The organism is Bartonella sp. TT110JLCBS (assembly GCF_042193405.1).
Classification (GTDB): Bacteria; Pseudomonadota; Alphaproteobacteria; order Rhizobiales; family Rhizobiaceae; genus Bartonella.
The window spans coordinates 39,351-55,918 of the sequence record NZ_JBHILT010000007.1 but is presented as its reverse complement, the minus strand read 5'-3'; the positions used below and the strand labels follow the sequence as shown (position 1 = coordinate 55,918).

At 36.1% G+C, this 16,568-nt stretch carries 10 protein-coding genes, 1 tRNA gene and 1 pseudogene; 5 read left to right on the top strand and 7 right to left on the bottom strand.

Features of this window, described 5'->3' with window-relative positions:
* Positions 1-228 (top strand): annotated as a pseudogene (locus ACFILW_RS04480) (cytochrome o ubiquinol oxidase subunit IV); the annotation flags it as partial.
* Between the two features lie 397 nt (positions 229-625).
* Positions 626-1,633 carry an NAD(P)H-dependent glycerol-3-phosphate dehydrogenase gene (gene gpsA, locus ACFILW_RS04475; RefSeq protein WP_375621955.1) on the top strand — a complete coding sequence of 336 codons (1,008 nt, stop codon included), beginning with the start codon at positions 626-628 and terminating at the stop codon, positions 1,631-1,633.
* Positions 1,634-3,281: 1,648 nt separating this feature from the next.
* Here gpsA and fabI read toward each other — a convergent pair.
* The 3 genes from fabI to fabA are packed head-to-tail and all read right to left on the bottom strand — an operon-like array spanning position 3,282 to position 5,936.
* Positions 3,282-4,100, bottom strand: a complete 819-nt coding sequence (gene fabI / locus ACFILW_RS04470; protein WP_375621954.1) for an enoyl-ACP reductase FabI — start codon at positions 4,098-4,100, stop codon at positions 3,282-3,284.
* Between the two features lie 48 nt (positions 4,101-4,148).
* On the bottom strand, positions 4,149-5,369 hold the full coding sequence (gene fabB, locus ACFILW_RS04465) for a beta-ketoacyl-ACP synthase I (protein ID WP_375612835.1): 1,221 nt from the start codon (positions 5,367-5,369) through the stop codon (positions 4,149-4,151).
* A gap of 57 nt (positions 5,370-5,426) precedes the next feature.
* Positions 5,427-5,936: a 3-hydroxyacyl-[acyl-carrier-protein] dehydratase FabA gene (gene fabA, locus ACFILW_RS04460; RefSeq protein WP_273722474.1), complete on the bottom strand. Its 510-nt coding sequence runs from the start codon at positions 5,934-5,936 to the stop codon at positions 5,427-5,429.
* 231 nt (positions 5,937-6,167) lie between these two features.
* Here fabA and irrA point away from each other — a divergent pair, with 231 nt between their 5' ends.
* Positions 6,168-6,680 (top strand): iron response transcriptional regulator IrrA, encoded by a 513-nt coding sequence (gene irrA / locus ACFILW_RS04455; protein WP_375621953.1) that lies wholly within the window; start codon positions 6,168-6,170, stop codon positions 6,678-6,680.
* A gap of 46 nt (positions 6,681-6,726) precedes the next feature.
* Here irrA and ACFILW_RS04450 read toward each other — a convergent pair whose 3' ends face one another.
* The 4 genes from ACFILW_RS04450 to ACFILW_RS04435 form a co-directional block, all read right to left on the bottom strand.
* Entirely contained in the window at positions 6,727-7,293 is a 567-nt protein-coding gene (locus tag ACFILW_RS04450) for an SH3 domain-containing protein (RefSeq protein WP_375621952.1), read from the bottom strand.
* A 1,611-nt stretch (positions 7,294-8,904) separates the two neighbouring features.
* The gene (gene rpsU / locus ACFILW_RS04445) at positions 8,905-9,138 is read right to left on the bottom strand and encodes a 30S ribosomal protein S21 (RefSeq protein WP_100128225.1); all 234 of its coding nucleotides are present in this window, start codon (positions 9,136-9,138) and stop codon (positions 8,905-8,907) included.
* Between the two features lie 186 nt (positions 9,139-9,324).
* A complete protein-coding gene (locus ACFILW_RS04440; protein WP_375621951.1) occupies positions 9,325-10,998 on the bottom strand; it encodes a formate--tetrahydrofolate ligase in 1,674 nt (557 codons plus the stop codon).
* A gap of 718 nt (positions 10,999-11,716) precedes the next feature.
* Positions 11,717-11,793, bottom strand: a tRNA-Arg gene (locus ACFILW_RS04435).
* A gap of 367 nt (positions 11,794-12,160) precedes the next feature.
* Between ACFILW_RS04435 and ACFILW_RS04430 the strand changes: the two genes are divergently transcribed.
* Positions 12,161-13,300, top strand: a complete 1,140-nt coding sequence (locus ACFILW_RS04430) for an efflux RND transporter periplasmic adaptor subunit (protein WP_375621950.1) — start codon at positions 12,161-12,163, stop codon at positions 13,298-13,300.
* Positions 13,297-16,431: an efflux RND transporter permease subunit gene (locus ACFILW_RS04425; protein WP_375685240.1), complete on the top strand. Its 3,135-nt coding sequence runs from the start codon at positions 13,297-13,299 to the stop codon at positions 16,429-16,431. Before ACFILW_RS04430 ends, ACFILW_RS04425 begins: the two co-directional genes overlap by 4 nt.
* Positions 16,432-16,568 lie beyond the last annotated feature (137 nt).

The following is a 16,568-nucleotide window of genomic DNA, read 5'->3' as shown; positions in this document are numbered from 1 at the left end:
GAAATGCCCATGGGGCAGGGTCTAAGTACGCAAACTCCTGTAGATCAAGCACCTGGTTCAGAAATGCCCATGGGGCAGGGTCTAAGTACGCAAACTCCTGTAGATCAAGCACCTGGTTCAGAAATGCCCATGGGGCAAGGTCTAAGTACGCAAACTCCTGTAGATCAAGTACCTGGTTCAGAAATGCCCATGGAGCAAGATCCAAATACGCAGTTTCCTGTGAAGTAGTTGTTAGAAATATCTATGGAGCTGATGCGGTATGTATCAGCTCGTAGAAGAAATTCGTAGGATATAAAAAAGGAGATAAGTACAAGATATCAGTGGAATAAGTATCATGATTTTGAATATACTTTTAGTTTAAAAGAGAAAGTCCGTGGGGTATTTAGTCAAGCTTTAATTTTTGAGACAAATAGCTATTTGTAGAATATACAAAAAGTGATGTTTGTAAAATTTACTACAAAGAAAGAGAATGTGCGAAACAAGTTTTTATATTGTGTGAGATAAAAAAGCTACGAAGCAGTAATATTTTTAGATTTAAAGAATTTATATTAAAGATAGCATTAAAATTATTGTAATAATAATATGCAATTGAAATCAAAAATTTAGAGAATAATCAGAAAATTTAATGAAAACCGTTGCAATGACAGTTATTGGTGCTGGTTCTTTTGGTACTGCATTAGCGATTGCTGTTGCCCGTAATGGTCATAGTGTTTTACTTTGGGGGTATGATCCTCAACATATCAAAGAATTACAGGAACAACGTTGTAATCAAGTATATTTACCCGATATTCGATTTCCTGAAAATTTATTACTTGAAGCTTCGCTTGAAACTGCAATAACAGCAAGTCACAATATATTAATTGCTGTTCCAAGTCATGTATTTCATCAAGTTTTGTATAATGTTCAACCTTATTTGGATCAGCATTCACGTGTTATTTGGGCAACGAAGGGTTTAGAACATGGTACAGGACGTTTCTTACAAGAAGTTGCTCGTGAGATTTTAGGTGAAAAAATTCCTTTAGCTGTTTTTTCTGGACCCACTTTTGCTAAAGAACTGGCTATAGGTTGGCCTACTGCAATGACGATAGCAGCGTCTGATGATGTATTTGGTAAAGAATTGCAGCAACTTTTTCATTGTGACAAAAGTTTTAGAGTTTATAAAAGCTCAGATATGATTGGTGTTCAATTAGGGGGAGCAGTCAAAAATATTATTGCTATTGGTGCAGGAATATCAGATGGCATGGGATTTGGGGCAAATGCCCGAATAGCTCTCATCACACGAGGATTAGCTGAAATCAGTCGTTTAGGGGGGGCTATGGGTGCTGAACTTTCTACATTTATGGGAATGACAGGCTTAGGTGATCTGGTTTTGACGTGTACTGATAATCAGTCGCGTAATCGCCGTTTTGGAATACTGCTTGGTAAAGGAATAGATATAAAAGAAGCGGAAAAACAAATTGGTCAGGTTGTGGAAGGATATTTAAATACCAAGGAAGTACATATGTTGGCGCAGCGTATTGGGGTAGAAATGCCCATTGTAGAACAAATTTATCAAATTCTCTATTGTGGTAAAAACATAACTGAAGCGGCAAACACATTATTAAACCGCACCCTCAAGGACGAAATACAATGATGTTCTGTTTTTTTAATAATTCCAATCGTAAAAAATAGAAACATGCTATGATAGACATATAAAATAGATTGTATTGATGGTTGTATAAGACAGTCATATTCCAGCAAGTTATAGATTCATATCATTCGATTCTTTATGAAACATGGCTGAAATATAAAAGTTTTGGTTTTTGTCTAAGAGCTATCTCTTTGAAGATAAATTATCGTTTCCACTTACACATGTTTATGTAATGTAATGAACAAGATATTTTTATTGTCTCTTAAATTCATCTCACAATGATATTTGCAAACAGAATAATACAAGACTCATTAGATAGAAGCATCTTATTTATGTAACGTATAAGCTAAGAATATCGGGGCAGGGATATTGTGTATCTCTGTTTTTGTAATTCTTTAAAACAAGAAGACAATCTATTTTGAGAAGAAGATGAAATTTTAAAGATGAAAACCAGTTCCCATTTCTACAATCATTTTTAAATTCAGTTTTACGCTATCTAAAGCAATATCTTTTAAATAATAGAGATTATCTCACACCTTTATTTTCTCACATGTCAATTCTGTTTTTTATATGCAAGAAATGATTTTTGGAATTATAACTTTGAAAGTCTAAGATTGAGAAAATGTTATTGTACTTGTTTGTGACTGTCAGTTAAACTAAAAAATAATGTGATTATAAAGATAATAAATTGATTTATATGAATAATTTATTTTATTTTTGTATTGAGTTAATTAAAAAATATGTGTTTTCTTGTCACAAGCGGGTTAGTATATGGATAAAAATTATTAAAAATACTTCTAATGAATCATCTCAAGTGTCAAGTGTTGTTTCAACACATGGCAAGTAAAATGACGGTGTCAGTTTGTCATCTGTATAAACATTAAAATGGTGATAAAAAAAGGATTTTATATACTTCACAGGGATTTTTTATACGTTTTACAGGTACCATTGTGAAATGGAATGGCGTGCATTGAGAGATATCTTTTAAAAAAATGCATGAAGGAGCAACAGCTATAGTGTTTTTGGGTGTTCTATTTTACCTGACATATCAGAGAAACGCTTTCATTAAAGAACGAGCAAAATAAAGGTGTGAGGTAAAGAGTAATCTCCATTATTAAAAAAACATTGATGTAGATGCTTTTAAAATCGTAAAATCTCATTAAAGAATAATAGTAAAATTAACGATTGATTTCTTTACGCCTTCATATTCTTCCTAAATTAGATTGTATTTGCGTTTCAAGAATAAATCAAACGGTAGAAATATTTTTTTCAATTTGCTACACAACAGCTGAAACTAAGGATTTTAATAATTCTCTAATCTCTGTTTCAAACTGCGGTGACATGAGGGTTGGATATTGATTTATAAGCAATGGCAAAAGCGTATACTTTAGTAAGGTAAATGACGTAATAAAACACAAACTTTATCAACCATGAATTGAAGAAATATTCCGGCTTTTTATAAAATATTTTGCGAAACAAGGCATCGTACATCTGGTTTTGTATTCACTTATTCTTACAAACACTTGTACACATGCCTTACGTCATATTATTATAAGTCAATACACTGTTATATAGCTGAGAAAGTACTCAATACCCGATTAAAGCACTATGCACATGATTGATTTTATTTTTTAGTGCAATGAAATAAAAATTATCCTTCTTGAGAATCGTCACTTTTTTTTAGTTCTTCAAGTATTGGCATAGACATGATGTTATAGCCTGAATCAACATAATGGATTTCACCTGTAACACCTGATGATAAGTCAGAGAGTAGATAAAGAGCAGATTTTCCAATTTCATGAATATTTACGGTACGACGTAATGGGGCATTACGGCGTTGATGTGAAAATATTGCACGTGCAGCTGCAATACCATTACCTGCTAAGGTTCTAACAGGACCAGCTGAAATTGCATTGACGCGGATATTTTGAGGACCAAAGTCCGCTGCTAAATAACGTACCATAGCTTCTAAAGCGGCCTTAGCAACGCCCATGATGTTATAATTAGGGACGACTTGCTGTGAAGCACCATAGGTAAGAGTTAGAAGTGTTCCTCCATTGGGCATAAGCTTACCGGCGCGCTGGGCAATTTCAGTAAAGGAATAAGCTGAAATCACCATCGTGCGTTTAAAGTTTTCACGTGTTGTAACATCAACGTAACGCCCTTTTAGCTGATTTTTATCTGAAAAACCAATGGCATGGACAATAAAATCAATTGTTTTCCATTCTTTTTCAAGTTGCTCAAAGACGTAGTCAACGTCTTCAATTTTTTCAACATCGCACTCTAACACTAATTTGCAGCCCAGTTTATCTGCTAGGGGATGAACACGTTTTCCAAAAGCATTTCCTTGATAAGTCAACGCTAATTCAGCTCCTGCTTGTGCGAGCTGACAGGCAACGCCCCAAGCAATTGAATGGTCATTCGCAATTCCCATAATAAGGCCGCGTTTGCCCTCCATCAAACCTTTCATATTATTCTCCGTAAGACCGTATTTTTTTCAATTACTAAGAACTTTTGTTTATACATAACGTTGGAAAACAAGCGTTGCATTGGTACCGCCAAAGCCAAAAGTATTTGACAATACGGTATTCAGTTGTTGATGATCACGTCGTTCACGAACGATAGGCATATCAGCAAAAGCTGGATCAAGTTCTTCAATATGGGCACTTTCACAAATAAAATTATGATTCATCATTAACAATGTATAGATTGCTTCGTGAACACCTGCTGCTCCCAAGGAATGTCCTGTTAGAGATTTGGTAGCTGAAATAGGGGGGCATTGATCACCTGCTCCAAAGACACGACGGATAGCTTCTATCTCAGGAGGATCACCAACAGGAGTTGCTGTCGCATGGGGATTGATATAATCAATTTTATTATTGACTGTTGCAAGGGCCATGCGCATGCACCGCTCCGCTCCCTCTCCTGATGGGGCAACCATATCATGTCCATCGGATGTCGCACCGTATCCAACGATTTCTCCGTAGATTTTTGCACCACGTGCTTTAGCAAGTTCTAAATCTTCAAGGACTAAAACGCCAGCCCCTCCAGCAATGACAAAACCATCACGATTAACATCATAAGCGCGTGAAGCTTTGTGAGGGGTGTCATTATATCTGCTGGACATAGCGCCCATGGCATCGAATAAAACAGAGAGTGTCCAATCCAAATCTTCGCAGCCACCGGCAAAGATGCGCTTCTGTTTACCATATTGAATCATTTCGTAAGCATTACCAATACAATGATTGGAGGTAGCACAAGCTGAAGAGATTGAATAATTGATCCCCTTTATTTTAAAGAAAGTTGCTAATGTTGCAGATGCTGTAGAACTCATCGCTTTAGGGACAACAAAAGGTCCAACACGTTTTGGACCTTTTTGGCGTGTAATGTCAGCAGCTTCTACGATTGAATGTGTTGAAGCACCTCCAGAACCCATAATAATACCCGTGTGTTCGTTCGATACTTCATGCGGTTCTAGACCCGCATCAGCAATTGCTTGATCCATAGCGATGTGATTCCATGCTGTTCCACGCCCATGAAAACGTAGAGCACGTCGATCTACGAGTTCTTCTATATTAATATCAGGTTTGCCATAAACTCTGCTACGAAAGCCTAATTCGGCATATTGAGGTGCGTAAGAAATTCCGGATTTTGCTTCGCGTAAACTGGTTAAAACAGCTCCAGGGTTATTTCCAATCGCGGAGACAATTCCCATTCCGGTTACAACAACTCGACGCATTCATACCTCCTCGTTCCATATAGAATAGTGAAAAGTTCTTTCTGACGGAAATAACGTTCAATCTTCTTTGAATAAAGCAACGCGTAAATCATTCGCCTTATAAATAGTCTCTCCATCTGCTTTTAGCCACCCATCAGCTATTCCTAAGACTAAATTTCCACGTCGAATACGCTTAAAATCTATTTCATATTCAAGAATTTTAGTTTGTGGAGTTACCATCCCTGATAACTTTACTTCACCTGTTGATATCGCTCTTCCTTTTCCTGGTTCGCCTAGCCAACCAAGAAAAAAACCTGTTAATTGCCACATACCATCCAGTCCGAGACATCCTGGCATGACGGGATCGCCTATAAAGTGACAATTAAAGAACCACATGTCTGGTGTAATGTCAAATTCGGCGCGAACCATTCCTTTATCGTATTTACCATCAGTTTCACTAATTTGAGTGATTCGATGAATCATCAACATTGGCGGTGCTGGCAATTGCGCATTACCTCTACCAAACATTTCGCCGCGAGCGCAGCTTAGAAGCTCTTCATAAGTGTAGCGAGACTTTTGTTCAGCCATTGTTACTCCATTTATTTCCATATATCTTTATTTCTGCGCTTTTCCCAACCTACTTTTAGAGCAAATTTTAAAGAGAGGGAAATGATTTTATATCATTTTTAATGACAAAAGCCTTTTTTTATGTATTCTACATAGGTAATTATTTAAAAATGGAATACAAGATTACACCATACTATTCCCATTTTTTTGTATTTTGATCTTATTTAGCAGGAATATATTTGGGTTTGTAATATGTCAGTGAGTGCAGACAATTTAGATATGAATGAAGAGCAACAGTGCACAAAAGAGTGTGGAAAAATTGTGCAATATTATTCCATTTCTATGTTAGAAAAACGTTTGCGTCAAAATGGTCTGCGTCCAACACGTCAGCGGTTGGAACTTGCACATATGATTTTTTCTCAAGGAAATCGTCATATTACTGCTGAAGAGCTCTATGAGGAAGCGGTGAGGGCAGGTGTACCTGTATCTTTAGCAACGGTTTATAATACGCTTCATCAATTTACGGAAGCGGGATTATTACGGATTATTGCCGTAGAAGGCTCAAAAACTTGGTTTGATACCAATACCTCTGATCACTACCATTTTTATATAGAAGGTGAAAATCGTATTCTTGATATTCCTTACAATTTGGAAGAATCTCCCATTATTAGAAATTTGCCTAAGCCACCAGAAGGTATGGAAATTTCACATGTTGATTTAATCGTGCGATTGAAACCAAAAAATCGATCTTGTGATAGGCAGTGAGGATATTCAATGAGGAATAAAAATTAAACTTGTTGAGTTTGAGTATTCACCAGCCTTTTACTTTTACTTTTTCATCAGGATAGATTCCCCATAACTGTGGTTGTTGAAGCCATCCGCGCGTATTATTAATATTTAATTCGCACCATTGTCCATCACATTGGCGGATATTACCAATGACATTAGGTTCTACTTCTGCCACAAGTTCTGCGTTGTCGGTGGGATTTTTTCGTAGCATTAGTCTTTTAGTTTTATCTTTTTGCCATGGAATAGTTATAGCAGTTCGCTTTCCCGATAAAAGCGATTGATACACCCACCCCTCATCGCCTTCTGCATCACGAATTTTGCGCCATTGATCATATTCTTGAATGATTTCAATAGGTAAGCCCTTCTTTTTGTAAGTAAAAATGATAGAATAGTTGCTTCCTGGTCCGACGCGTACATTAACGCTGGTGGGTTTAATCGAAGCAAATCGCGGAAGTGGTAAACCACTGGGCCCTAAATTTTGATTAAATGTTTGTGCATGCAACAAATGAGGTGAAACGAATACAATGACTGTTGCTATTAAGATACATGATGCGAGTATTGAAACGCGAAACCAACGAGAATTTTGCACACCGAACTCCTTTATTTCATCATATATTGGAAATTTAAAATCTGAAAGATAAGACTGGAAACTGATAAAAAGTATGACACACTGCTCGTTAAAGAGATCTAAACGATTAGAAAATTGCTACAAAAATATCAAAATAAGGAAAACAAAAGCTTGTATTTCTTAGTGCATATCTTGTTTATGAGAAAATGACTGTAAATAAAATTGGATTTTTATGGAGCTATATGCATACGTGATAAAATAGTAAAGTATATTTGGGTCGTAGCAATTTTTGTGCAGTAGATTAGGGTTGAAGTGTTGTATCTCTTTTCTGGGTTTATTTTTCGAAATAAAAATATAGGTATACATATTATGAACAAAAAACTGTTCAGTGAAGGGGTTATTGTATAGCTTGAAAAGAAATTTTAAATGAACCAAATAATACGATGAATGAAACATTTAAGCGTAAAAATATGCGCAACATTATAGAGTAGATTGATATATGAAGGGCTAACAGGACACTTTTTCGTGATAATCCATTTTATAAAATTTGCTATAATCTTATGCCATGATAATGCTTATCCGTATTAGTAGATAAGCGGGCTTCATCGTTCTATTTACCAGCTTTCAATGTTATGCAGTTCCTATTATTTATAGTGTTCATAAGAAGCCTTTTTGTTTTTTCTTAAATAGCTTTTATTCTATTTGCGTACGAATCCCGCTTATGATGTACAAGAAAATAATCTTCATTGATTCAATATGAGAAGGTGTTGAGAAATTTTATGTTATTAAGAATTATTACTTAATATGAAAAATGATTACTTATAATAACAAATCTCCGCATTAAAAACTTTAACTCGTTATTTAAATTTTAAAAATATTTCCATCAAAAATGGTAATAAAAGGCACATTCATCCATATTAAAAAACAGAGTTTTCTCTGTTTATTATCAATTTTCTTTTTCTCTAACTCAGTATAGAAGAAAGTTGAATGAAATAGAAAGGCTTATTCGATACATTTATGAGGGGAATTACATAAGTGATAGATAAAAGAAATTTATCAAGAAAAAATCTGTAGTGCAGTGGTTGAAATTCGTCATCCTTTAGAAGAGACAGAGTCAAGAGATATAAAAGTTATGGAATTATATCGTTTTGTTACATAACTGAAGGGAAAGAGGATTATGAATTTGATATCATATATCTTACACACAATTGCATATTGCGATAGTTATTTTTGTTTTGTAATCAGACCTAGGATGATCGAAAGATGTAGAATATTTAATGACAAAATTCATCATGAAACTTGTACATAAGAAGCAAGCTATTTAAGAGATATCCAGAAGGAAAAAAGTTATAGCAAAAAATGATAATAAAACACCTCATACTCAATTCACATAGAAAAAAGTCGCTTAAAGATCTAAAGTGTAGTTTGCTATCTATTTTTTAAAATATATAGAGTGAAATAAAAAACATCTCTATGATAGAAACTTTATTATTATTCAAATAACTAACATATTAGATAATATTGTACACAAAGCCCACACATAAGCACTTTATTACAATCGCCTATAAAGATAAAATTTTCTAGTAGCTTATTATCTATTGCTGATACAGTTACATAATATCATAAAGTGTATTACTTTACCGCAACAGCTCGTCCGTTACTAACAAAACCTTCTCTTTGCGCACGCTTACGAGCAAGCTTACGTGTACGACGAATAGCTTCAGCTTTTTCACGAGCACGCTTCTCAGACGGCTTCTCATAATAACTACGCATTTTCATTTCACGGAAGATACCTTCACGCTGCATCTTTTTTTTCAACGCACGGAGCGCTTGGTCAACATTATTATCACGAACGAGTACTTGCACTATCTATCCTGCTTTTTTCAGAGTCATAAATGATAGGAAAAACCTACGTCCTTTTAAAGGCATATCCAAAAGGACAACTACTTATATCATATAAATAAGACATTTGTCTATATCGCTTTTTAAAATTCTATTCTTTTTGCAATAAAATGCTTTTTATAATGAATGATAGAGTTTACGGTTATAAATTTATGAAAGCCCTTGTATTTGATCATTTTCGTCAAGATGAATTTTTTCAGCCGTGGGATAATGGGGTAGTCCCGGCATGGTCATAACATCTCCACAAATGACCACAATAAAGCCGGCTCCCGCACAGAGACGAACTTCTCGTATAGGAATTTCAAAATCAACAGGAGCACCATATTGCTTGGGATCAGAAGAAAAAGAATAAGGTGTTTTTGCCATACAAATAGGGTAGGCGCCAAAACCTTCTTTTTCCCAAGTTTCAAGTTGTTTGAGAATAGGGGCTGAGATGATGGCGCCACGTCCACCGTATAGCTTTGTTATAATACAATTAATTTTTTGAACGAGGGGAATATCATCTTGATAGAGAACTTTAAAATCAGAATCGTGCTTTTCAATCAAGGTAACGAGTTCTTGTGCAAGTTCTATAGCGCCTTTCCCACCTTGTTCCCAATGCTTACAGATAATAGCTTTGTGTCCAGTTGTTGCAACTATTTTTTGTAATGTTTTTATTTCAGCATCGCTATCGCTGTCAAAATGATTGATAGCTACAACACAAGGAATACCGTAGTGCTTCATATTTTTTATGTGTCGTAAAAGATTGGCTGCTCCTTTTTCTAAAGCGGTAATATTTTCTTCTGTCAGGTTATTTTTATCCAGACCACCATTCATTTTTAATGCACGAATAGTTGCGACGATCACTGTAGCATTTGGTACAATACCTGCTTGCCTACATTTAATATTGAAGAACTTTTCTGCTCCCAGATCTGCTCCAAACCCTGCTTCGGTGACAACATAATCAGCAAGTTTTAAAGCAGTTTTTGTTGCTATAACTGAATTGCAACCATGAGCAATGTTGGCAAAAGGTCCTCCATGAACGAGAACAGGATTATTTTCAATTGTCTGTACGAGATTGGGCTGTATAGCATCTTTAAGAAGAACGGCCATTGCACCTTCCGCATTGAGATCAGCAACGGTGATGGGCGTTTTATCATAACGATAAGCAACAATAATTTTTTTGAGTCTTTGTGTAAGGTTTTCTAAATTTTCAGAGAGACAAAGAAGCGCCATAATTTCTGATGCAACAGTAATATCAAAACCTGTTTGGCGTGGAAAACCATTTGTTATGCCCCCCAATGAAATAACAATATCGCGCAATGCACGGTCATTCATATCCAGCACGCGTTTCCAAACAATGCGACGTGGATCAATGTTTAGAGTATTTCCCCAATAAAGATGATTATCTATCATTGCGGCAAGAAGATTATGAGCAGCTGTAATAGCATGAAAATCACCGGTAAAATGTAAATTAAGGTCATCCATTGGAATGACTTGCGCATAACCACCACCAGCAGCACCACCTTTTACACCAAAACAGGGACCTAAAGACGGTTCTCTCAAGGTAGCTATTGTTTTTTTACCAATAAGATTAAGAGCATCACTGAGTCCAACTGTTGTTGTTGTTTTGCCTTCTCCAGCAGGTGTGGGATTGATAGCTGTGACAAGGATAAGTTTACCATCTGGATTTTTATTAAGCGATTTTATGTATTCAGAAGAAATTTTAGCTTTATCATGGCCATAAGGAATGAGATTTTCATGTGAGATACCAATTTTTTGTGCAATTTCAACAATATGTTGCTTTTTAGCAGTGCGAGCAATTTCAATATCTGTTTTAGGCATGGAAAAATTCTTTAACTTAGCTTTTATTAATGTTCGAGATCTGTACCTCATGGATTAATTAGAAAAATTCATAGAGAACAGAAAACATTAAGATATCATAGAAGTTGATGATATGCCATGCAAGAGATAATGCTAAAGAATCAACTTTGCTTTTAAGCAGTAAAAATACGTTTAATTCAATTAAAAATATTGCGAAAAGAAGCTGTGGTTTACAACAAAATGCTGATGATATTAATGGATACCATAAGTGTTTTATAGTGGTACGTTTGAGAAGTAGTTTATTTATTCTTTCCAATAACACATTAAAAAAGTTTTACATGGTGGTACACCGGAATTTATGGCGGCACATCTGAAGTCCCTTTTAAGATGGAACTGCTAGGAATAAAAATATTCAGAAATATCTAGTTATGGAACAATTAGAATAAGCACGTAAAAAATTACCTAACTGATTAGAGAGTATAATCCGGAAGAGATCAAAAATAAGCGCATAGATTGAAAAAAGAAAATAACAACACACGCTACTCATGCAATCGCTACGATTATGAGCTAATAAAAACGCCTTAAAGCTGAATTGAAGGACTCATAATATTTTATTCTAGCAAAAAAGACTCACAACAGAATGAAATAACAAAATACAAAAAAACAAATCACAAAATAAAGAATTTAAAAAGTTTGCTTTATAAGAAGATATTGTTGATTAAGAAGATATTGTTGATAATGGCGCACCCGAAGAGATTCGAACTCCTGACCCCCAGATTCGTAGTCTGGTGCTCTATCCAGCTGAGCTACGGGTGCATACATTTCAATTTTTTACATTGTCTAAGACAAAGGGTTCCTAATCGTTTCATTAAAGAAATGCAAGTGAAACTTGAGTCGTCATAAAAAAAATCTCTCTTTTTTATGATATATTTTAAAAAAGGATATAAGATATTATGGCTTCAGTTGGTTTTGATATGAACATTTTTTTGTCATGACCATACAAAGCAATATGAACGATAGTTAACTTGACGTTTTAATCTATGAAAGATAGTCAAGCAGAGATGAGATGTGTTTTTTGCGGTGGGGGTAAGATATACACACCCGCTATTGGGTTTTTGTGTAAAACGCCGATATTACTGTTGAAAACTATTTCAGATGAACATGACACAGCAAGGGCGGATGTATGGCGTTATTAAAAAAGAGCTTTCCATTAGTGTTTTTAATCGTTGTTTTAACGGTTACTTATTGGGCTGGAAAAAAGAGTGCAGACCAACCCATTTCTATGGTGGATAAAACAAGAGTATCGGATAAAGATTCAAATGAAAAAATGGGAAGGCCACCGGTAAATGTGGTCGTTGATCTTGTAAAAGTTCAAGATCTTTATGAACAACTTAACGTTCTTGGGAGTGGAAAAGCTCTTGCAGAAGTCGAGCTTACCCCTTTATCCTCAGGTGTTATTGATAAGCTTTTTGTATCAGCGGGTACAAAAGTACAAGCCGATGATGTGATTGCAAAGCTTGATTCTAAAAAAGAAGAAATAGCGGCTGCAAAAGCAAAAGTGCAACGTGATAACAATGCGTTAACGCTTTCGCGCATTCTTAAATTACGCGCCAGCAATACAGCAACGGAAGTTCAAGAAATTATGGCGCGCTTAGAGTTGGATAACGCAAATTTAGTTTTGCGTAATGCTGAATTAGATCTCGATCGGCGAACAATTCGAGCACCGATTCCTGGAGTTGTTGGTATTTTGCCCGTTGATGCGGGGAATAACGTGACCCTTAATACTGTAATAGGCCGTATTGAGAATAGAGAACGTATTTTGGTCGATATATGGGCCCCTGAACGATATGTGTCGCGCATCCATAAAGGAGATGAGGTAACGGCAACGTTAATCGCGCAGCCAGATAGATCTTTTGTTGGTCATATTTATGCGATTGATAATATCGTTGATCCAGAAAGTCGCACACTTCATGCTCAGGTTGAAATCAATAATGAAAAAGATACGCTCATGTCTGGTATGTCTTTTTCTGTTGCCTTGCAATTTCATGGTGGTTCTTTTCCTGTCGTTAATCCTCTTGCAGTTCAATGGAATAGTAAAGGGTCATTCGTTTGGCGTGTGAGAGAAGGGAAAGTAGAGGCTATACCCGTATCAATTATTCAGCATAAAGCAGATCAAGTTTTCGTAAAAGCACCTCTAGAAAATGGTGATCAAGTTGTCATTCAAGGAGTACAAATGCTTTATCCAGGAAGTAAAGTAACGATTGATGATCCAAAGTCTCATCAACAGCAATTACCAGCAGTTTACGGAACGGATATACAATGAGCCAAGAATTGAGCACAAAACAGCCGATGTCACAGGCCGAGCAAGGTGGTCTCATTACCTTATTTATTCGCAGACCGGTTTTTACTTTTGTTTTAAATGCTATGATCATCATTGCAGGATTTGCAGCATGGTTAAATGTTGATGTAAGAGAATTACCCGATGTTGATACTCCCGTAACGACGGTTGTGACGGTGTTTTCTGGTGCGTCGGCAGAAACAATTGATCGTGAAGTTACAAAAGTTATAGAAGATGCCGTTTCTCGTGTTTCAGGTGTTAAGACGATTTCTTCAACGTCTTCTTTTGGGCGCTCCCGTGTACAGATTAATTTTAATGTTGGTGTTGATTTGAATGTTGCAGCATCTGATATTCGTGATGCTCTCTCCCGTATTACCTATTCTTTACCGAAAGATGCGGATTCGCCTTTGATTATTAAAGCAGATTCGAATGCTGCTGCCATGATGTATTTGGTTGTGACGTCACCAACAATGAGTGTTGATGATTTAACCACGATTGTAAACGATCAGATTGTTGATGCAATTTCTGCTGTTGATGGTGTTGGTGATGTACAGGTCGATAGTGCTCGCACAAAGATTTTTCAGATTGATATAGATCAAGCAAAACTTGCAAGTTATGGATTAACTGTAGCAGATATTTCACGTGTTCTTGCTGATATGACAACGGATGTGCCAGTAGGATCATTACGCAATTCTAAACAAACTTTAGTTGTGCGTGCTACTGCACGTTTAACAACACCAGAATCTTTTGAACAAGTTGTTTTAAAGCCTCATGTGCATCTTGGTGATGTTGCGCATGTTACTTTATCGCCGGATATAGAAACGGTTATTCTTCGTATTAATGGAAAGACAGGTATTGGATTAGGTATCGTGCGTAAAGCACAATCCAACACTCTTAATATTTCTGAAGGTGTAAGAGCCGTTGTTGATAATCTCAAAAGTATTGTTCCTTCTTCTGTACATATAGACGTTATTAATGACGATGCAGTTTTTATTAAAAGCGCTCTTCATGAGGTTGAAGTTGCGTTGGTCATTGCTATTTTGAGCGTTATCTTGGTCATTTTTCTTTTTCTCAGAGACATTCGTATAACGCTGATACCTGCTGTATCTCTTCCTGTTGCTTTGATTGGTACCATTGCAGCTATTTATCTTGTAGGATTTTCATTGAATATTCTCACATTTTTAGGACTTGTTTTAGCAACAGGGCTTGTTGTGGATGATGCCATTGTTGTTCTTGAGAATATTGTTCGGTGGCGCAACATGGGATTAGGTTCCAGAGCAGCAGCGGTGATAGGAACACGTGAAGTATTTTTTGCTGTTTTAGCAACAACACTGACATTAGTGGCTGTGTTTGTTCCTATTTCCTTTCTTCCTGGGCAAGTTGGAGGTCTTTTTAGAGAATTTGGTTTTGTTTTGGCAATTTCTATTTTGCTTTCTTCAGTTGTTGCCTTAACGCTTTGTCCCATGTTGGCTTCGCGTTTTCTCAAAGAACATATTGAGGAGAAAGAGGAAAAGTCCCATCATTTTGCTTTTTTATATAAATTAGGTACTTTTTTTCATAAGGCATATACTTACAGTTTGCATAAGTGTTTAGAAAAGCCTTGGGCTGTTGTTTTTGCTTCACTTATTTTTGCGGGTCTTTGTGTTGGAGGCTATACGAAGCTACAACAGGAATTAACGCCAGCAGAAGACAGAGCTGTGATCTTTTTGGTTATTAATGGACCACAAGGTATTTCAACACAATATTTGAACGAGCAAATAGAGCAAATTGAAGCAAGTCTACAGCCATTACGTGATGCAGGGGAGATTGCTAACAGTTACTCTATCGCGGGTGCTGGTGGTTCACCCAATACTGCTTTTTTGATTTTATTGCTTTCATCTTGGGATAAACGGTTACGTAGTCAGCAAGAAATCGTGAAAGATGTTAATGCAAAGGTTAAACAGTTTCCCGCAGTTTTTGTATTTGCTGCGCAGGGAAATTCTTTGGGTGTGAGAGGAACTGGGCAAGGATTACAATTTGCAATTCTTGGCAATGATTATGCAACATTACAACCTATTGCTGATAAGCTGGTGAGTACTTTACAAGATGATCCGCGTTTTATTCGCCCACGTCTTACTGTTGATGCAACACAACCGCAATTTTTTATTGAAATCAATCGAAAAAAAGCCTCCGATTTAGGGATTGATATCACCAATTTGGGCGATACATTACAAACAATGTTGGATGGTAAAAAGATTGGTTCCATTAACGTGGATGATCATTCTTACGATGTTAAATTGATATCGCGTACAAATTCTATGAAGAGTCCTAGCGATTTAGAAAATATTTTTTTAAAAACCAAAGACAATCGATATGTTCCTTTATCGGTTATTGCGCGTTTACATGAAAAAGCTATTGCTCCTCAATTAAAACGGGAAAAACGCATGAGTGCTGTTATTTTAAGCGCAAATCTTGCTCCAGATATCGCTTTAGGGGAAGCTTACCAAACTGTACAGAAAATTGCTTCTCCTTTGTTATCAAAAGGGACCTACTTGGTTCCCTTAGGGGAAGCCGAAACGCTTAATGAAACATCTTCCAATTTTATGATTGTTTTTGGCATTGCTTTTTTGATTATTTTATTGATTTTGGCTGCTCAGTTTGAAAGCTTTATTTCAGGATTCATTATCATGGCCACTGTCCCATTAGGGATTGGTTGTGCTGTAATTGCTATGCTATTAAGTGGTGTAAGTCTTAATATTTACAGCCAAATTGGATTAATTTTGTTAATTGGTGTTATGGCAAAAAATGGTATTCTCATTGTTGAATTTGCAGATCAATTACGCGATCAGGGAAGAAGTGTGCGTGAAGCCGTAGAAGAAGCAGCAAACATTCGCCTTCGTCCAGTTTGTATGACAATGATTTGTGCCATTTTAGGAGGTATTCCTTTGGTTTTGGCCAAAGGTGCTGGCGCAGAAGCTCGTATAGCTTTAGGTTGGGTTATTGTTGGTGGCTTAGGTTTAGCAACTATTTTTACGCTTTATGTTACACCGGTTGTTTATCTTTTTTTAGGGCGTTTTATAAGACCAAAAGCAGAAGAAGATTTACGTTTAACAAAAGAACTCAATCAAGTTAAATGATGTGTATGATAGAAAAGATTTGAAAGTTTATTCTTGTAAAAATATCATTTTCGGATCTTATCCTTTATATTTTGTATATTCCTTCATTTTTATGTGAGCAGTGAAAATAGCGAGCAATAAAGGAGATGCTTTCTGCT

Coding starts and splice junctions, on each gene's coding strand:
- irrA (WP_375621953.1), top strand. CDS start 6,168: ATGTCAGTGAGTGCAGACAATTTAGATATGAATGAAGAGCAACAGTGC.
- ACFILW_RS04425 (WP_375685240.1), top strand. CDS start 13,297: ATGAGCCAAGAATTGAGCACAAAACAGCCGATGTCACAGGCCGAGCAA.
- fabA (WP_273722474.1), bottom strand. CDS start 5,936: ATGGCTGAACAAAAGTCTCGCTACACTTATGAAGAGCTTCTAAGCTGC.
- fabB (WP_375612835.1), bottom strand. CDS start 5,369: ATGCGTCGAGTTGTTGTAACCGGAATGGGAATTGTCTCCGCGATTGGA.
- fabI (WP_375621954.1), bottom strand. CDS start 4,100: ATGAAAGGTTTGATGGAGGGCAAACGCGGCCTTATTATGGGAATTGCG.
- ACFILW_RS04440 (WP_375621951.1), bottom strand. CDS start 10,998: ATGCCTAAAACAGATATTGAAATTGCTCGCACTGCTAAAAAGCAACAT.
- ACFILW_RS04430 (WP_375621950.1), top strand. CDS start 12,161: ATGGCGTTATTAAAAAAGAGCTTTCCATTAGTGTTTTTAATCGTTGTT.
- gpsA (WP_375621955.1), top strand. CDS start 626: ATGAAAACCGTTGCAATGACAGTTATTGGTGCTGGTTCTTTTGGTACT.